Genomic DNA, 18271 nt, shown 5'->3' with positions numbered 1-18271 from the left:
CCATAAACCGTCGCGATGGCAATTGCACTTCTCTTCTTGTGAGCTTCTTCGATGCGATCCCTTGTCACACCCTTCGTTCTCCTCGGCCTGCCGCTTGCGGAAATTGCCGGCTTCGTCATCGTCGGGCGCGCGCTCGGCGTCGCCCTGACGCTGCTGCTCGTGCTGCTGAGCGCCGTTGCCGGCGTCGCCCTTTTGCGTATCAAGGGCCTTGGCGTGCTTCGCCGCGTGCAGGAAGCGGCCCGCTCGGGCGTCGACCCGGGCCTGGACGTTATCGGCGGCGCGCTGATCTTCATCGCGGCGGTCCTGCTCATCGTTCCGGGCTTTCTCACAGACATCATCGGCCTCCTGCTCCTGTTGCCTCCGGCGAGGCGCCTGCTGGCAGACGCGCTGAGGACGAGAATGACCATCCTGACCGACACGGGTTTTTATACGAGCGGCAGGAGGAACGAGCAGTCAAAAGGTTCGGTGATCGATCTCGATGAGGACGAATTCTCCCGGAAAGAGAAGGACGAAAACGGTCCGCCGGCCAATCGGATTTCCCACTGATCGGGGCCGATGGATCTCCTTCCATGGCATTCGCGCCAAAGCCAGCGGAGCTGCGGGATGCGCTTTCAGCGATTTCCTGAACCGGAGGCGATTGCGTCGATAAGTGGGTAATCTTTCCGAGGAACCAGTCCCTGCGGCGAGGGTTGTAAGCCAGGGGACGAAGTGCTAGATGGCCTCACCAATTCGAAGTCCGAGGAAACTCTTATGACGACTGATACCGCTTCCAACGGCGACGCCCAGCAGAACCCGTCGCTCAATATCCTGGCCCAGTATGTCAAGGACCTCTCCTTCGAAAACCCTGGCGCACCGCGTTCGCTGCAGGCCCGCGATCGCGCTCCTTCGATCAACATCAATGTCAACGTCAACGCCAATCCGCTGGCTGAGAACGACTTCGACGTCGTGCTGTCGCTGAATGCCCAGGCGAAGGACGGCGACAAGATGCTGTTCAACATCGAACTGGCCTATGGTGGCGTATTCCGCGTCAGCGGCTTCCCGCAGGAACACATGCTGCCGCTGCTCTTCATCGAGTGCCCGCGGCTCCTGTTCCCCTTCGCCCGTCAGATCGTGGCCGATGCGACCCGCAATGGCGGTTTCCCACCGCTGATGATCGATCCGATCGATTTCGCGCAGATGTTCGCGCAGCGCATGGCTGAAGAAAAGGTTCGCGCCCAGGTCGCCAACACCAACAACACGACCAACTGATACGATCGTCAGCGGTCACGAAAGCCCGGCTTCTCAGCCGGGCTTTTTGTTTGGGTGAGGATGCGCCTTACATGCGGGTCGTCGGCTCTTGAATTCCGCTCCCTCTTACAGCGCCTCGCGTTTTTGAGACCTGCGAAGGTCGCTGAAACTCTTTGAATCTGCGCATCGAGCTTTCCGATAATCGGTTCCGATTTCGGGCGATGCGCTAGCCATACTTCGTCCAGATGGCCTTGGCGCCGATCTTGGAAACGAGCGCCGCATGAGCGGCAATCTCGGCTTCCGTCAGGCGGGGCGGCAGCGGCCTCTCCCTCTTGAACACCAGGATCGGGGCATCATCGGCATCGGCCGCGAGCCCGCCCATGTGACTGGTGACGAGGCCGAGGGCCGCCTGCCGGCCGCCGATCATTTCGATATAGACTTCGGCGAGAAGCTCGGAGTCGAGAAGCGCCCCGTGCTTGGCGCGGTGGGAATTGTCGATACCATAGCGGCGGCAGAGGGCATCGAGCGAATTGGGGCCCATCGGGTGCTTGCGCCGGGCGAGCGCCAATGTGTCGGTCACCCGATCGGCGGCGATCGGCGGCAATCCCAGCCGCTCGAATTCGGCATTGATGAAGCCCATGTCGAATGTGGCGTTGTGCGCGACCCAGCGGGCATCGCCGAAAAACGCGAGGACCTCCTCGACAACGTCGGCAAAGGACGGCTTGTCCCTCAGGAAATCGTCGGTGATGCCGTGGACGGCCAGCGCGTCCGGATGGACCTTACGGTCGCCCGGATTGAGATAGATGTGGATCGTCCGTCCCGTAGGAAACTGATTCTCGAGCTCCACGCCACCGATCTCGATGACCCGGTCCTCGCGATTGTCGAGGCCGGTCGTTTCGGTATCGAAGATGATTTCACGCATGCGGGGTTCCTGGAGATCGGCTCGATGCGAATCAATGCGAAGCGCGATCTGTCTTAATGGGATTCGGCGCTCGATTGAAGTGGGCGAGTAGCTTTCCAACCGCCCCGAAAGACCCTCCCCAACCCTCCCCAAGGTGACAGGAGGAGAGGGGCCTGCGATGGCGCTCCGGCGCGGCGCTGTCCTTCGGTGCCCCAGACGCCAATCCGGTGAAACCCAGGAGAGCCCCGCTACCGCGCTACCCCGCCCGAAGGCGATCGACGACGGCGCGTACCTGCTCGCGGGTGACGTCGAAACTGTCGCTCGTATCGATCAGATAATCCGCGCGGGCACGTTTTTCGCTGTCGGGGACCTGGCGGGCGAGGATCATTGCGAATTTCTCTTCCGTCATGCCCGGCCGTCTCAGGACCCGTTCCCGTTGGATCTCGGGATCGCATGTGACGACGACCACCCGGTCGACCCGCGCCTCCGCCTTGGTTTCGAATAGCAGCGGAATGTCCAGGAGCACGAAAGGCGCGCCGGCCGCGCGATGCTTGGCGAGGAACTCCCGCTCGCGCTTACGCACGAGCGGATGGACGATCTGCTCCAATTCTCCGAGCCGATCGGGTGCGGCGACAAGCTGCCGCGAAAGCTCGGCTCGGTCGATGGCGCCATCCTTGACGACCCCCGGGAAAGCGGCTTCGACCCGAGGAACCGCTTCGCCGCGATAGAGGTCGTGCACGACCTCATCGGCATCGTTCACCGGCACGCCAAGATCCCGGAACATCTTGGCCGTGGTCGACTTTCCCATGCCGATCGAGCCGGTAAGGCCAACGATGATCATGCGTGCGCATCCATATCGTTAATGATGATCTGCCGGAGCTGCTCGTCAACGAGCGGCCGCCGACCGAACCATTTTTCGAATCCTGGCACGGCCTGGTGCAACAGCATGCCAAGCCCGTCGACGATGCGGAAGCCCTGCTCCTCCGCTTGCCGCAAAAGCGGAGTCTTGAGCGGGACATATACGATGTCCGTGACGACGGCCTCCCCGGATAGCGGGGAGAAATCGATCTGCGGCGCCGGCTCTCCGTCCATGCCGAGCGAAGTGGTGTTCACGAACAGTCCGGCCCCGGCCATGACTTCGGAGAGCGCCGCCATCGGGTGCGGACGGACGGCGGCGCCGAAGCGGTCGGCGAGTTCCCGCGCCCGCATCTCGGTGCGGTTCACCACATGGATCGTCTTTATTCCCCGGTCGCGCACCGCCTGGATGACAGCGCGGCTGGCTCCACCGGCCCCTAGGACAACGGCGGTCGAGATCCGATCCCAGCCGAGGGCGCGTTCGTCGAGATTGGCGACGAAGCCGAGACCATCGGTATTGGTAGCGCGGATTTCCCCCTCCTCGAGCCACAGCGTATTGGCCGCACCGAGCTCGGCGGCGTGTTCGTCAAGCCGGTCGGCGAGCCGGAACGCCGCCTCCTTATGCGGAATGGTGACGTTGCCACCACAGAAGCCGGCACTTCCGTCCCTGAGCGCATTCATGAAGGCTGGGAAGTCCTCGGGCTTGACCTCGTGTGCTTTGTAGCTGCCCTCGAGCCCGAATTTCCTCAGCCAGTAACCATGAATCAGCGGGGAGCGCGAATGCTTGATCGGATAGCCGGTGACGAAGGCATGGTTAACAAATGTTTCACGTGAATCACGCATCGATGGATCCCAGTTCGCGGAGCTTGGAGAGAAGCGGCAGCATAGGAAGGCCGAGAATGGTGAAATAGTCGCCTTCTATCCGTTCGAAGAGCTGGATACCTTGCCCCTCGAGCTGGTAGGCGCCGACGCTCGCAAGCGCCTTTTCGCCCACACTTTCCAAATGCCGCGCGACGAAATCCGGACTCAAGGGCCTGACCGTCATGTGAGCGGTGGTGACATGCCGCCAGAGAACATCGCCATCGCGGACGAGAACGATCGCGCTGTTCAGGCGATGCGTCTTGCCGGAGAGCGAGAGGAGATGCTCGGCGGCTTCCGCCATGTCCTTCGGCTTGTGATAAACGCGTTGCCCGAGCGACATCGTCTGATCGCTGCCGATCACCAATGCGCCCCCGAAATGGCGGGCGACATCGCGCGCCTTTGCCTCGGCTAGCACAAGGGCGACATCGACGGGCGAGGCACCCGCTGCCTCGAGCGGCTCTTCCAAGGCACGCTCGTCCACCTGGGCCGCATGCGCCTCGAAGACGAGCCCTGCATTTTCGAGGAGGGCCCGGCGGAACGGACTGGCCGAGGCCAGCACAAGCAAGGCTGTCATATCGTAGTCCCGCATTGCAAAAGTGCGCTCATCGCATGATCGACTCTCGCCAATCATCACGGCACCGCTTCTCTCGACGCCGCCAAAGGAGGCGGCCGTTCACGGCCGGTTCCGGCTTATCTGAGCCGCGGCCGAAGGGCAACGATCGCCGCTGCGGTTTCTTCAATCGAGCGGCGCGTGACATCGATGAGTGGCCAATTGTTGCGCGCGCAAAGCGCACGGGCATATTTCAGCTCTTCGGCGATCGCTGCCCTGTCCGTGTAATCCTCGCCGTGGAAGCCATGGGTGGTTCCGAGCACGCGATGTTGCCGGACCTGCGACAACCGGTCCGCGCTGGCAATGAGACCGACGATCAGCGGCCTCGTCGCCTGGAGCAAGGCTCCCGGCAGCGGCACACCGGGCACGATCGGAATATTGGCGGTCTTGATACCGCGATTGGCGAGATAGATGCTCGTCGGCGTCTTCGAGGTTCGACTGACACCCACAAGAACGACGTCCGCCTCGTTGAAATCGGCCGGCATCTGGCCATCGTCGTGATCCATGGTGAAGTTCAGCGCTTCGATGCGGGCGAAATAGTCCGCGTCCATCACGTGCTGGGCACCCGAGCGGCGGCGCGATGGCGAACCGAGATAGGACTGGAACAGTTCGATGATAGGGTCGAGTACCGAGACGCAGGGTACGCCGATCTCGCGGCACCTCTGATCGATCAGGCCAGCAAGCTCACGGTCGACGATCGTGTAGAGCACGATGCCGGGCGCGCCATCGATCGCCTCCAGGACCTGCATCAACTGCTTCCTGTTGCGGATCAGCGGATAGACATGTTCCAGCGCATGCGAGGACTGGAACTGCGCAGCCGCGGCGCGGCCGGCGGCAATCAGCGTTTCGCCGGTCGAATCGGAGACAAGGTGCAGGTGGAAGTAGTTTTTGCGATTCTCCACGCAATTCTCCGGGGGCTGTTGATAGGCCGGGACTGAAGACAGCTAAGGACGCAAGCGGCGATCAGGCAAGTGGAAAAGCGCCTAGTTGTTCACAAGTGCCGCCCAGGCGAAAATGACCCGTCCGGCGCTGTGGACAAGACTCAAGCCGACGACAATTTGTCACGCGGATCGACTCCTTGTCCACAGGAAGAGACCCGCTCGCGAACAGCGCAAGCCGTTGACTTGCCTCGGCATTCCGGACTTTCCCAATAGCTTTGCTGAACCGTCCGATGATTTTCCCGGGCGCGCCGGAGACATCCCGCCAGTTTGGACGAACTGAGGACTGATTTTAATCCTTGATAGCCACCGACTCTAAGAAATAGAAACAATTAGAAATGAGATTGTTTTTAGATTGGGGAAGCTCGCGGTGGACGAGACACGTCGGAAAGTCATGGAGGTGTTGAACGGGAAATGCCTCACGCCTCCCCCGATCTGGCTGATGCGCCAGGCCGGGCGCTATCTTCCTGAATACCGACAGACGCGGGCGGTGGCTGGAAGCTTCCTCGACCTCTGCTATACGCCTGAGCTTGCCGTCGAGGTGACGCTGCAACCGATCCGGCGATATGCGTTCGACGCAGCGATCCTGTTTTCCGATATTCTCGTCATTCCCGATGCGCTTCATCGAAATGTGCGCTTCGAGGAAGGGCATGGACCCCGGATGGACCCGATCGATGAGGATGGCATCAAGGGTCTTGATGCCGGTGGCGTTTCCCGGCACCTCGCCCCTGTTTTCGAAACCGTGACGCGGCTCCGTCGTGAACTGCCGGGGGAAACGACCCTGCTTGGCTTCTGCGGCGCCCCCTGGACGGTAGCGACCTATATGATTGCCGGACATGGCACCCCCGACCAGGCACCTGCCCGGCTCTTTGCTTATCGCCATCCGCAAGCTTTCGATCGGCTCTTGGGGTTTCTGGCAGATGTTTCTGCCGATTATCTGGTCGCGCAGCTCGACGCCGGTGCCGACGCCGTGCAGATCTTTGATTCCTGGGCCGGCGTTTTGGGTGAAGACGAGTTTGCCCGTTTTGCCGCCGAACCGGTGCGACGGATCATCGCGTCCGTTCGAGCCAGGCGCCCGTCCGCCAGGATCATCGCGTTCGCCAAGGGCGCCGGTACGCTGCTCAAGACCTATCGGCAGGCCACGGGAGCGGACGCGATCGGCCTCGACTGGACGGTGCCGCTCTCCTTCGCCGCGGAGCTACAGAAGGACGGTCCTGTCCAGGGCAATCTGGACCCGATGCGGGTCGTGGCCGCCGGGCAGGCGATGGAGAGTGGGGTCGACCGGATTCTCGACGCGCTCGGCAACGGGCCGCTGATCTTCAACCTCGGACACGGCATTACACCGGACGCGGATCCGGCAAACGTCGCCGCCCTGGTATCGCGGGTGCGCGGGTATCGATGAGGCGAGAACGGCAGACAGACCACGGGCCAGGAAAACGGGCGCGGCTGCGCGCGATCGTGGCACTCTGCGTGTTTGCGGCCCTGCTTGCGGGGCTCTTCGTCTGGCAGCCGGACGATCTCTATCTCTGGATCAAGGCGCTCCACATCGTCGCCGTGATATCTTGGATGGCGGGGCTGCTCTATATGCCGCGGCTCTTCATCTATCACACCGATGCCGAGCCCGGTTCGGTACAGTCGGAGACATTCAAGATGATGGAGCAGAGACTGCTGAAGGTCATCATGAATCCGGCAATGAAGATTACCTGGGGTCTCGGGCTCTATCTCGCGTGGGATTTGTACGGATTCCGCGGTGGCTGGCTGCATGCCAAGATAGTGGCGGTCGTACTGTTGACGCTCATCCATGCGCATTTCAGCCGCGCCGTCGAGTGCTTCAGCCGGGACGAGAATCGCCGTGATGCCCGCTATTGGAGGCTGATGAACGAGGCACCGACCCTATTGATGATCCTCGTGGTCATCCTCGTCGTCGTGAAACCATTTTGAATTCAATCGATTCGCAGCTGCGATAGTTGTCGCTAATTTGCGGCGCCCCCTTGCGGCGTTTCACGTGAATCGCTATTTTCGCGCATCTCCTCCATGGCCTGTGACGAAGTTTAGAGCCTGCCCCCTTCCCCTCGCAGCTCCGTTACCAAAATCACGCCACCTGCTTCCCCCTATAGAACATGGACTCTTCATGGCTGAAATGAAGCTTCAAGACCTCAAGAACAAGACGCCGACCGATCTCCTCGCTTTTGCGGAAGAGCTTGAGGTGGAAAATGCCAGCAGCATGCGCAAGCAGGAGCTGATGTTTGCGATTCTCAAGATGCTGGCGACACAGGAGATCGAGATCATCGGCGAAGGCGTCGTCGAAGTCCTTCAGGACGGGTTTGGCTTCCTGCGCTCGGCGAACGCAAACTATCTACCGGGTCCGGACGATATCTATATATCGCCCTCGCAGATCCGCCGCTTCTCGCTGAAGACCGGCGATACCGTGGAAGGACCGATCCGCGGCCCGAAGGAAGGCGAACGTTACTTTGCGCTTCTCAAGGTCAATACGATCAACTTCGACGACCCGGAGAAGATCCGTCATAAGGTTCACTTCGACAACCTGACACCGCTTTACCCGAACGAACGGTTCAAGATGGAGCTCGACGTCCCGACGTCGAAGGACCTTTCCGCCCGCGTCATCGATCTGGTGGCGCCGCTCGGCAAGGGCCAGCGCGGCCTGATCGTGGCGCCGCCACGTACCGGCAAGACGGTGCTGTTGCAGAACATCGCACATTCGATCACCGCCAATCACCCGGAATGCTATCTGATCGTGCTCCTGATCGACGAGCGGCCGGAGGAAGTGACCGACATGCAGCGCTCGGTGAAGGGCGAGGTGGTGTCCTCGACTTTCGACGAGCCGGCAACGCGCCACGTCCAGGTGGCCGAAATGGTGATCGAGAAAGCCAAGCGGCTGGTCGAGCATGGGCGCGATGTCGTCATCCTGCTCGACTCGATTACCCGTCTCGGTCGCGCCTACAACACTGTCGTGCCCTCTTCCGGCAAGGTTCTGACCGGCGGTGTCGACGCGAATGCTCTGCAGCGGCCGAAGCGTTTCTTCGGTGCGGCGCGCAACATCGAGGAAGGCGGTTCGTTGACGATCATCGCCACGGCGCTGATCGATACCGGCAGCCGCATGGATGAAGTCATCTTCGAAGAATTCAAGGGCACCGGCAACTCCGAAATCGTCCTCGACCGTAAGGTTGCCGACAAGCGCATCTTCCCGGCGATGGACATTCTGAAGTCGGGAACGCGCAAGGAGGACCTGCTCGTTCCGCGCCAGGAACTGCAGAAGATCTTCGTGCTGCGCCGTATTCTCGCGCCGATGGGCACCACTGATGCTATCGAGTTCCTGATCGACAAGCTCAAGCAGACCAAGAATAACGGCGATTTCTTCGATTCTATGAACGCCTGAATGGTTGGTTGCCCTCTAACGGCCGGGATTGCGAGGTCCCGGCCGTATCTGTTTCAGTACACTGCTTCACATATTTAGCCGGAGTCGTTGACATCCGACGGGTGCACTAGGCCGCAGTACCGGTTCTGCTCGGCATGACACGACAGTCCGGGATGATTCACGTGAAACATGCGCTTGAGCCGAGGCGCGCGGAGATGGCGGCCGCTTGATTTTCGGGTCCGACATGTGCATAACGCGCCGACCGTCCAGGACGGAAGCACGTAAAGTGCACCCTGCCGCGAGCAGTTGAATATAGATGCCCAACAGAAACACGAGTTAGAAGTGAGCCTGCACCGGGGCGAATCCCGGGAATTGCGGGTTCAACAGGCCGATGCAGTTCACCGACACGATCTATGCCCTCTCCAGTGGTGCCCTACCCGCCGGTGTGGCGGTCGTCCGCATCAGCGGGCCTGCGACTGCAGAGGCAGTGGTTCAGCTTTGCGGCGCGCTGCCCAGGCCACGAATTGCCGCGCTCCGAACGATTCGGACGCGTAACGGTGAGCCACTCGATAGCGGCCTGGTCCTATATTATCCAGGTCCGGCATCATTCACCGGCGAGGATTGCTGCGAGTTCCAGGTGCATGGCGGCCGCGCGGTCGTCCACGCCATTCTCGACGAACTCTCAAAAATCGACGGCCTTCGGCATGCGGAAGCAGGCGAATTTTCGCGCCGCGCCTTTCAGAATGGCAAGATGGACCTGGTCGAGGTTGAGGGACTGGCGGATCTGATCGCCGCGGAAACCGAAATGCAGCGCCGGCTGGCCGTCGAGCAGTCCGGCGGCGGACAGTCGGCTCTTTACCAGTCCTGGGCCCGCCGCCTCACCCATGCCCGAGCGATGATCGAGGCGGAACTCGACTTTGCCGATGAGGACGACATTCCGGGTTCCGTGAGCGCGTCGATTTGGGTCGATATGGCGAAGCTTCGGGCGGAGATCGATGCGCACATCGCTGATGCCGGCCTCGCCGAGATCATTCGTGATGGCCTCAAGATCGTCATTGCAGGCAAGCCAAATGCCGGAAAGTCGAGTCTGCTCAATACACTCGCAAAACGTGATATTGCGATCGTCACCGAGATTGCCGGCACGACGCGCGACGTGCTCTCCATCGATCTTTCATTAGCCGGATTCTCGGTTAAACTCTTCGATACGGCGGGCCTGCGCGAGACCGAGGAGCTGGTCGAGCGCGAGGGCATTCGGCGGGCGCGGGAGATTATCGCTGGCGCCGATCTGATCTTGCTCCTCTCAGAAAAACCGGAAGGGTTTCATTTCGACGAGCCGATCGCCGAGGGCGTGGGTGTAATCCGTGTGGCAACGAAGATCGACACGGAGGAACATGCCTGGCAACCTGAGGACGCAGATGTCTTCATTTCGATGAAAAGCGGGGCTGGCATTCCCGAGCTGTTGCAGAGGCTGGCCTCGTATTTGCCGGATATGGCGGGGCGGATATCCTTTGCCATGCCGGCGCGGAAGCGGCACGTGGATTGCCTTCGCCAGGCAAGCGCCGCCTTGCAGCTCGGAATGACAACGGAAGGGCTGGACCTGCAGGCGGAGCAATTGCGGATAGCGAGCGACGCTCTCGGCCGCATTACCGGGCGCGTCGACGTGGAGAACCTGCTGGACGTGATTTTCTCGGAGTTCTGCATCGGCAAGTGACGGCCTTTACAATGCGAGCGGGCCGCTACTGCATGTCTCCTTCCTCGACCTCCATTTGAGGAAATGACACGCAGCATCGGCTACAGCGCGTGTAGCGCGTCACAAGACGCTGTAGAAGCGTTTCACGTGAAACGTCTTGACAGGCGCGGCTGATTTGAGAATCAAGACCGTAGTATGCGGGAGCATAGACTTATGACGAGCTATGATGTCATTGTAATCGGTGGCGGCCATGCCGGCTGTGAGGCCGCGTCGGCGTCGGCGCGATTGGGCGCCCGGACGGCTCTGATCACCCACAAAAAAGCGACGATCGGCGTCATGTCCTGCAACCCGGCCATCGGCGGGCTCGGCAAGGGTCATCTCGTGCGCGAGATCGACGCTCTTGACGGACTTATGGGGCGAGTAGCGGATGCGGCCGGTATTCAGTTCCGCCTGCTCAACCGGCGCAAGGGACCGGCGGTGCGCGGGCCACGAACCCAGGCGGATCGAAGGCTCTACAGGGAAGCGATGCAGCGTGAGATCGAAGCGATCGCAAATCTCTCGGTGGTCGAGGGGGATGCCTTTGACCTGCTGACAGAAGGCAACGCGGTCATCGGCGTGATCATGAAAGACGGCCGGACCTATCGCGCAGCTTCCGTGGTGCTGACGACGGGGACTTTCCTCAGAGGCCTCATTCACATCGGCGACCGCAAAATAGCTGCGGGGCGAGTCGGTGAGGAGCCATCGCTTGGGCTGTCTGCCACCTTGTCCGGGTTTGGTCTGGCGCTCGGACGGCTGAAGACCGGTACACCGGCGCGGCTCGACGGCCGGACGATCGACTGGGATCGCGTCGGCCGCCAGGGGCCGGATGAGGAGCCGGTGCCTTTCTCGTTCATGACGGATCGCATTCTCAACCGGCAGATCGAGTGCGGCGTGACGCGCACCACCGACGCAACTCACAAGATCATTGCGGATAATATCCATCGCTCGGCAATGTATTCCGGTCAGATCGAGGGAGTCGGCCCGCGCTATTGTCCGTCGATTGAGGACAAGATCGTGCGATTTGGCGAACGAGACGGCCACCAGATCTTCCTGGAGCCGGAAGGGCTTGACGACGACACCGTTTACCCGAACGGCATTTCTACGTCCCTGCCCGAGGAGGTGCAGCAGGCGTTTATCCGCACGATCCCAGGGCTCGAGAAGGTTACGATTCTCCAGCCTGGCTATGCGATCGAATACGATCATGTCGATCCGCGCGAATTGCAACTCACCCTCGCGGTGCGGAAGATCCCCGGGCTCTTTTTGGCGGGGCAGATAAACGGCACGACAGGCTACGAGGAGGCTGGCGCGCAAGGTCTTGTCGCTGGCTTGAACGCGGCGCTGACCGCGACCGGGCGCGAAGCTTTCACCTTCAGCCGGACCGACTCCTATATCGGGGTGATGATCGACGATCTTACGTCGCGCGGCATCACAGAACCCTACCGGATGTTTACCTCTCGCGCGGAGTACCGGCTGTCGCTCCGGGCGGACAATGCCGATATGCGCCTGACGCCCGTTGGGCTCCAGCTCGGCTGCGTCGGGGAGGGACGTCGGGTGCGTTTCGAGGCCTGGCAACGGGCCTATGATGCCGGTCGCACTCTGCTGCAGTCGCTTTCGATTACGCCAGCGGAAGGCAAGCGTTTTGGGCTGAAGCTCAACCAAGATGGTCAACGGCGCTCGGCGCATGAAATCCTCTCCTATCCCGATCAAACGATCGCTGGATTGAAGCCGCTGTGGCCGGAACTGGAGGGCATTGACGCAAGCGTCGTCGAAGCGCTGGAAATCGACGCGGCTTACGCCGTCTACATGGAGCGGCAGGCGGCAGACATTGCGGGTATCCGCCGCGAGGAGAGTGCCACCATCCCCGACGATTTCGACTATAGCGACCTGCCCGGTCTTTCCAACGAGCTAAAGCAGAAGTTGAGTCTGCAGAGACCGCGCAACCTGGCTCAGGCGATGAAGGTGGACGGAATGACCCCCGCGGCAGTCTCGCTGCTTCTGTCGTGCTTGCGGCGTCAGGGGCGTGAAACGAAACGTGCGGCGGGGCAAGGCATACAATGAAAACGAGTCTCGTCGAGAGGCTGAACGGTTTGCGTGTTTCACGTGAAACGCGGGAGAAGCTGGAGCACTTTGCCGCTCTGTTCCAGAAGTGGGCGAGGTCGATCAATCTTGTCGCCCCATCGACTTTGGATGATCTCTGGCACCGCCACATTCTCGACAGCCTGCAGATATTTCAGCTTTCCCCCGCCCCCAAGGCCTGGGTTGACCTCGGCAGCGGTGGTGGCTTCCCCGGTGTCATCACCGCAATCTGCTTGTCGGAGCATTCCGACGGTTGGGTGCATCTCGTCGAGAGCAACAACAAGAAGGCAGCGTTCCTGCGCGTAGCGCTGAATGACACCGGCGCGCGTGGCACGGTTCACCCTATTCGAATCGAGGCGGCACCTGCGGCGATTCCCTCATGTGACGCCATTTCGGCTCGGGCGCTCGCGGATCTCAGCCAACTTCTCGATCATTGCGCACCCTGGATGCTGCAGGATGGGTCAAGAACCGTCGCTTTCTTTCACAAAGGCCGGGATTATCAGCAGGAAGTCGACAAAGCCGTTAGCCGCTTTCAATTCGATCTGGTAAAACACGCAAGTGTCGTCGAGCCGGATTCGGTGGTTCTCGAGATTGCAAATCTTTCACGTCGGACGAAGTGATAGGCGAGCGGAAACATGTTTGGCCCAAATAATCGGATTATCACCATTGCCAATCAGAAGGGCGGCGTCGGCAAGACGACCACCGCGATCAATCTAGCGACCGCCCTCGCCGCTATCGGTGAGAAGGTCCTGATTGTCGATCTGGATCCGCAGGGTAATGCCAGCACCGGTCTTGGCATCCAGCGCCGTGACAGGCACCTGTCATCCTACGACCTGATCATGGGCACGCATTCAATCGGCGCCATTGCCCGGGACACGGCGGTGCCAAACCTCGCCATCATCCCCTCCACTATGGACCTGCTCGGAATCGAATTGGAGATTGCCCAGGAGGCCGATCGAGTCTTCCGCCTGCGGAAAGCGCTCGTTGCGCCGGCGGCCCACGACTATTCCTACATTCTGCTGGATTGCCCCCCATCCTTCAACCTTTTGACGATGAACGCCATGACGGCGGCACACTCTGTCCTGGTGCCGCTGCAATGCGAATTCTTTGCGCTCGAGGGCTTGAGCCAGCTTCTGGAGACGGTCGACCAGGTGCGCCGCACCGTCAATCCAGGTCTCGATATTCAAGGCATTGTGTTGACGATGTTCGACTCACGCAACAACCTGGCGCAGCAGGTGGTGAGCGACGTGCGGACGCATCTGGGGGACAAGGTCTATCATACGTTAATCCCGCGCAATGTCCGCGTTTCCGAAGCGCCGTCTTATGGTAAGCCCGCTATTCTCTATGACCTGAAATGCGCCGGCAGCCAGGCGTATCTGCAACTGGCATCGGAAGTCATCCAGCGTGAGCGGCAACGGAAGGCCGCCTGACCGTTTCGATATCGTAATAATTGGGTGTGACGCATGAACGATGACAGCTCCAAGCGGCGTCTTGGTCGCGGCCTCGCCGCCCTGATCGGGGAAATGGATCAGCCATTACAGAGCGGCGCAGCGCCTGCGAGTCCCGTCAACCCCGATCGCCGGGTCCCCATCGAGTTCGTTTCGCGCAACCCCCGCAACCCCCGTCGGCAGTTCGACGAAGCGGAATTGCAGGATCTCGCGAGTTCCATTCGTCAGCACGGCATCGTTCAGCCGGTCGTCGTCCGTACCGTCGGCAGCGATCGTTATGAGATCATTGCGGGCGAAAGGCGTTGGCGTGCAGCGCAACTTGCCGGCTTCACGGAGATCCCGGTCATCGTTCGCGATGTTGACGACCGCACCGCTCTGGAGATCGCCATTGTCGAAAACGTGCAGCGTTCCGATCTCAATCCGCTCGAGGAGGCGCTCGGCTACGAGCAGCTGATCGCAGAGCACGGCTATACGCAGAACGATCTCGGCGAGATCATCGGCAAGAGCCGCAGTCACGTCGCGAACAGTTTGCGGCTCTTGAAGCTGCCGGAACCCGTGCGCGACATGTTGTCCGACGGCAGCTTGTCGGCGGGGCATGCGCGTGCACTGATCCCGACTTCCGACCCCGGGGCACTCGCGCGCATGATTGTCACCAAGGGGCTTTCCGTCCGCGAGGCGGAGCGCCTTGCCCAGAATGACATCAAGGCGCAGAACGATCCTGATTTCGCCAAGGCACGGCGGCGCGAGGAAAAGGATGCCGATACACTGGCGCTGGAGCGCACACTGTCCGACAGCCTGGGGCTGGAGGTGACCGTCAGCCACAGGGCGTCCGGTGGGCACCTCAGGATTGCCTACAAAACGCTCGATCAGCTCGAAGAAATTTGCCGGCTTCTCGAAAGGCGATGAACCAGCCTTGGTGCCGCCTGCTAGGCCGGTACAATCTATCCCGGCCTGGGTCCCTCGCCTACTCCTACATGGGTCGTCATGGAAAGTGGGCCGGCGATCACCGGCCCCACTCGATAGGCGTTACTTGGAAACGTCGGCGCCGAAATACTTTTGCGAGATCTTCTCATAGGTGCCGTCCGCCTTGATCTCGGCGAGCGCCTTGTTGATCGCCTCGAGCAATTCAGGCTCGCCCTTGCGGATGATGATGCCGGAATAGTCAGCATCCGCCTGTTCAGCGGCGATCTTCACATTGGCATCGGGCTTCTGCTTCCTGAAATCGAGGAAAGAGAGGCTGTCGTTGATGGTCGCGTCGGCACGGCCGGTCAGCACGAGCTGGATCGACTGATCGAAGCCGTCTGTGCCGACGAGTTCGGCGCCGGATTTCTCGGCGAGTTTGCCGAAATTGCTGGTCAGCGATTGCGCCGCCTTCTTGCCCTTCAAATCGGCGAAATCCGTGATCTCCTCGTCGTCGGCCCGCACGATCAGCACAGCCTTGGAGGCGATATAGGGATCGGAGAAGTCGTATTTCTTCTTGCGTTCCTCAGTAATGCCGACCTGGTTGATGACGGCGTCGTAACGATTGGCGTCGAGGCCGGCGATCAGCCCGTCCCACTTGCCCTCCAGGAACTCGGCCTGAACGCCGAGGCGCTTCGCGACCTCCTGGCCGATCTCGACGTCGAAGCCGACGAGTGCGCCGCTCGCATCGTGATAGGTGAAAGGAGCGTATGTGCCTTCGGTGCCGATCTTCAGCACGCCGGCGGACTTGATCTCATCGAGGTTGGAGCCGGCTTCGGCGGTGGTGAAGGCGGCAAGTTGCAAAAGAGCAGCAGCGAAAAGCGTCGGAAGAAGTTTCATCGTCTTGTTTCCATCCTTGTCGTTCTCCGGCCCGTCCTCCGGATTGTGGCGACAATCGCACAGAACTCGTTTCACCTCAGCGCATGAAAGACCATTTCGCGGCTGTTTCGATGAATATTTTTCCCAATTGGTAAAATTCGTTCGAAACGGCCAGCGCAATAACCGGCATTCGCTCCCACTGTTCCACCTCAATCTGGTTGCAACAAGGATCGGAGACTGTTACTCACGTTGTTGCCGATTAACGCACGTTTACGCACGGTTTTCGCCCATGTCCTTGGATCTCCTGCTGCGGGAAAGACAATCTGTCATCCGCGAACGCCTGCGGACGCATGGTCGCGTTCTCGCGGCGGAGCTCGCGCGCGAGTTCAGCGTCTCCGAGGATACGATCCGCCGGGATTTGCGTGAGATGGCCGCAGCAGGCCTGTGCGAGCGGGTCTATGGCGGCGCCTTGCCCCTTGCGTCGGATGCGGGTCGTCCCCTGATCGAGCGCGCTGCGCTTGCTGCGCAGAGGAAGGCGGCCCTGGCGCGAGCATCCGTCGAGTACATCGAGCGCGGCATGACGATTTTTCTCGATGTTGGTTCGACCAATCTGGCGATCGCGCGGGCAATCCCTCCAAACCTTTCGATAACGACCGTCACCAATACGCCGTTGATCGCCTCGGCTCTCATGGAGAAGCCGGCTGTCGACCTCATCCTGATCGGCGGAACCATCGACCGCGCGGTCGGCGCTGCGGTCGGCGCGCGGGCGCAGCGCGATGCGGATCTGCTTCGGCCTGATCTCTGTATCCTCGGAGCCTGCGGTGCGGATGCTGAAGCCGGGCTCACGGCGGTGCACTTCGAAGACGCCGAATTCAAGCGGCTGATGGCGTCGAAAAGCCGATCCGTGCTGGCCGCCGTTACCACGGACAAGCTCGGTACGGCCGCCCCTTACGCGGTGGTCGGCGTCGAAGCCGTTTCGACCCTGGTGCTCGAGGCGGGCGCGCCGCCGGCTCACGTTGCCGCACTGACGGCGCGCGGCACGGCCGTGGTCCTCGCCGGCGAACCAGGCGGATGAGCGGGTCGCGCGATGCACTCGTGACGCCGATCTCGCGAAATCACCCATTGCAGCGCCGCGCGTCTACCAGATGCACAAAGGTGCGTTGCAGCACTTTGAACCGCGCATGCCTCGTCCTTAAATCGATTTAAGGAGACGTGCTGTAAGGCCGGCGAGACCGGCAGCAGGAAAACTCCGATGGACCAATTTAGTGCCCGTAAGACCTGGGTCCGCCAAGGCTATATGACAAAGAACCGACTCGCGGTGTCGCTCCTTTTTCTAATGAATGGCTTCGTCACCGGGAGCTGGGCGCCGAAGATCCCGGAATTCAAGGACCGGCTCGGGATCGGCGAGGGAATGCTCGGCCTCTTGATCCTCGTATTCGGCGTCGGCTCGCTGGTGCTGATGCCGATCGCCGGCGCTTTCATCGCCCGACTCGGTTCCGCGAAGGTCTCGAAAGTCACGGCGATCATTCTCTCGCCGCTGCTGCTCTTGCTGACCTTGGTGCCGAATGTCTGGACGGCCGCGATCGGCATGTTCCTGCTTGGCGGCTTTGTCGGCGCGATGGACGTGGCGATGAACGCCAATGCCGTAGGGGTCGAGAGATCGATGCGGCGGGCGATCATGTCCTCCTGCCATGCCTATTGGAGCCTTGGCGGGCTGGTCGGCGCGGGGATCGGCGGCTTTTTGATGGCCCGGATCGGCGTGCTGCCGCATGCGGTCGCGGTGACCCTGCTCTGCCTGACGATCCTGGCCGTTGCCTGGCCGATGATCCTTGCCGACAAGCCGCATCCGACGGCCGCCAGGGAAAAGCTCAGGCTGCCGATGACGCCGCTGCCGTGGCTGATCGGCATCATGGCGCTGTTCTCGATGGTACCGGAGGGTGCCGTGCTCGACTGGGGTGCGCTCTATCTCAGGAACGAACTCGGCGCCTCTACCGAGCTCTCCGGCTTCGGCTTCGCCGCCTTCTCGGCGACGATGGCGACGATGCGCTTTGCCGGCGATCATGTGCGCGACCTTCTCGGCGCGAAGCGGACGCTGCGCATCTGTACCCTCACGGCGTTTGTCGGCCTCGTGCTCGCCGGCCTTGCGCCCAACGCAGCGCTGGCCATCGCCGGCTTTGCGATTGCCGGAATCGGGATCTCCAACATGGTGCCGATCGCCTTTTCCGCCGCCGGCAACATGCCGGGCCTGCAGCCAGGTATCGGCCTCGCGGTCGCGACGACGATGGGCTATTCCGGCATGCTTTTCGCACCCTCGCTGATCGGCTTCATTGCAGAGTTCAGCGGTTTTGCCGTGATCTTCACCTTTATCCCGGCCCTTTTCGTCGTCGTGCTCCTGCTGTCGCGGCACGCCGTTCATGCAGACCACGGCAGGCAAGAGTGACGGCGTGCCATCAATTCGCCGTCAGCGCGTG

General features: G+C 61.2%; 18 protein-coding genes. 12 read left to right on the top strand and 6 right to left on the bottom strand.

Going from position 1 to position 18271, the window contains the following annotated elements:
• The first annotated feature begins 51 nt into the window (after window positions 1-51).
• Together J2Z31_RS21280 and secB are read left to right on the top strand one after the other, a co-directional pair.
• Window positions 52-546, top strand: a complete 495-nt coding sequence (locus tag J2Z31_RS21280) for an FxsA family protein (protein WP_209604357.1) — start codon at window positions 52-54, stop codon at window positions 544-546.
• A 204-nt stretch (window positions 547-750) separates the two neighbouring features.
• Window positions 751-1248: a protein-export chaperone SecB gene (secB, locus tag J2Z31_RS21275; RefSeq protein WP_209604355.1), complete on the top strand. Its 498-nt coding sequence runs from the start codon at window positions 751-753 to the stop codon at window positions 1246-1248.
• Window positions 1249-1453: 205 nt separating this feature from the next.
• Here secB and dnaQ read toward each other — a convergent pair whose 3' ends face one another.
• From dnaQ to J2Z31_RS21250, 5 genes are all read right to left on the bottom strand, one after another.
• Window positions 1454-2149: a DNA polymerase III subunit epsilon gene (gene dnaQ, locus J2Z31_RS21270; RefSeq protein WP_209604352.1), complete on the bottom strand. Its 696-nt coding sequence runs from the start codon at window positions 2147-2149 to the stop codon at window positions 1454-1456.
• 235 nt (window positions 2150-2384) lie between these two features.
• Window positions 2385-2969 (bottom strand): dephospho-CoA kinase, encoded by a 585-nt coding sequence (coaE, locus tag J2Z31_RS21265; RefSeq protein WP_209604351.1) that lies wholly within the window; start codon window positions 2967-2969, stop codon window positions 2385-2387.
• Window positions 2966-3826, bottom strand: a complete 861-nt coding sequence (locus J2Z31_RS21260) for a shikimate dehydrogenase (RefSeq protein ID WP_209604349.1) — start codon at window positions 3824-3826, stop codon at window positions 2966-2968. The genes coaE and J2Z31_RS21260 overlap by 4 nt, the downstream gene beginning before the upstream one ends.
• Window positions 3819-4418: a Maf-like protein gene (locus J2Z31_RS21255; RefSeq protein WP_209604346.1), complete on the bottom strand. Its 600-nt coding sequence runs from the start codon at window positions 4416-4418 to the stop codon at window positions 3819-3821. Before J2Z31_RS21255 ends, J2Z31_RS21260 begins: the two co-directional genes overlap by 8 nt.
• A 116-nt stretch (window positions 4419-4534) precedes the next feature.
• On the bottom strand, window positions 4535-5356 hold the full coding sequence (locus tag J2Z31_RS21250) for a pyruvate, water dikinase regulatory protein (RefSeq protein WP_209604344.1): 822 nt from the start codon (window positions 5354-5356) through the stop codon (window positions 4535-4537).
• Window positions 5357-5762: 406 nt separating this feature from the next.
• On the opposite strand from J2Z31_RS21250, the gene hemE reads away from it, so the two are divergent.
• The 8 genes from hemE to J2Z31_RS21210 all read left to right on the top strand — a co-directional run bounded on the left by hemE (window position 5763) and on the right by J2Z31_RS21210 (window position 14927).
• Window positions 5763-6794, top strand: a complete 1032-nt coding sequence (hemE, locus tag J2Z31_RS21245) for a uroporphyrinogen decarboxylase (RefSeq protein WP_209604342.1) — start codon at window positions 5763-5765, stop codon at window positions 6792-6794.
• Window positions 6791-7333, top strand: coding sequence for a protoporphyrinogen oxidase HemJ (hemJ, locus tag J2Z31_RS21240; protein ID WP_209604340.1), 543 nt, complete (start codon window positions 6791-6793; stop codon window positions 7331-7333). The genes hemE and hemJ overlap by 4 nt, the downstream gene beginning before the upstream one ends.
• Before the next feature lie 190 nt (window positions 7334-7523).
• Complete coding sequence (gene rho / locus J2Z31_RS21235; RefSeq protein ID WP_209604339.1) at window positions 7524-8789, top strand: transcription termination factor Rho; 1266 nt, start codon at window positions 7524-7526, stop codon at window positions 8787-8789.
• 370 nt (window positions 8790-9159) lie between these two features.
• Entirely contained in the window at window positions 9160-10479 is a 1320-nt protein-coding gene (mnmE, locus tag J2Z31_RS21230) for a tRNA uridine-5-carboxymethylaminomethyl(34) synthesis GTPase MnmE (protein ID WP_209604337.1), read from the top strand.
• 192 nt (window positions 10480-10671) lie between these two features.
• Window positions 10672-12555, top strand: coding sequence for a tRNA uridine-5-carboxymethylaminomethyl(34) synthesis enzyme MnmG (gene mnmG, locus J2Z31_RS21225; protein ID WP_209604336.1), 1884 nt, complete (start codon window positions 10672-10674; stop codon window positions 12553-12555).
• Window positions 12552-13193: a 16S rRNA (guanine(527)-N(7))-methyltransferase RsmG gene (gene rsmG, locus J2Z31_RS21220; RefSeq protein ID WP_209604334.1), complete on the top strand. Its 642-nt coding sequence runs from the start codon at window positions 12552-12554 to the stop codon at window positions 13191-13193. Before mnmG ends, rsmG begins: the two co-directional genes overlap by 4 nt.
• 15 nt (window positions 13194-13208) lie before the next feature.
• Window positions 13209-14003 carry a ParA family protein gene (locus tag J2Z31_RS21215; RefSeq protein WP_209604332.1) on the top strand — a complete coding sequence of 265 codons (795 nt, stop codon included), beginning with the start codon at window positions 13209-13211 and terminating at the stop codon, window positions 14001-14003.
• A 33-nt stretch (window positions 14004-14036) separates the two neighbouring features.
• The gene (locus J2Z31_RS21210; RefSeq protein WP_209604329.1) at window positions 14037-14927 is read left to right on the top strand and encodes a ParB/RepB/Spo0J family partition protein; all 891 of its coding nucleotides are present in this window, start codon (window positions 14037-14039) and stop codon (window positions 14925-14927) included.
• 120 nt (window positions 14928-15047) lie between these two features.
• Here J2Z31_RS21210 and J2Z31_RS21205 read toward each other — a convergent pair whose 3' ends face one another.
• Window positions 15048-15821, bottom strand: coding sequence for an amino acid ABC transporter substrate-binding protein (locus tag J2Z31_RS21205; protein WP_209604328.1), 774 nt, complete (start codon window positions 15819-15821; stop codon window positions 15048-15050).
• Between the two features lie 268 nt (window positions 15822-16089).
• On the opposite strand from J2Z31_RS21205, the gene J2Z31_RS21200 reads away from it, so the two are divergent.
• Together J2Z31_RS21200 and J2Z31_RS21195 are read left to right on the top strand one after the other, a co-directional pair.
• Entirely contained in the window at window positions 16090-16875 is a 786-nt protein-coding gene (locus J2Z31_RS21200) for a DeoR/GlpR family DNA-binding transcription regulator (RefSeq protein WP_209604326.1), read from the top strand.
• A gap of 177 nt (window positions 16876-17052) precedes the next feature.
• Window positions 17053-18240, top strand: coding sequence for an MFS transporter (locus tag J2Z31_RS21195; RefSeq protein WP_209604324.1), 1188 nt, complete (start codon window positions 17053-17055; stop codon window positions 18238-18240).
• The last annotated feature ends 31 nt before the right edge of the window (window positions 18241-18271 follow it).

Source organism: Sinorhizobium kostiense (genome assembly GCF_017874595.1).
GTDB lineage: Bacteria > Pseudomonadota > Alphaproteobacteria > Rhizobiales > Rhizobiaceae > Sinorhizobium > Sinorhizobium kostiense.
Note: the sequence above shows the minus strand (reverse complement) of the source record. Positions and strands in the feature narration are given on the sequence as shown.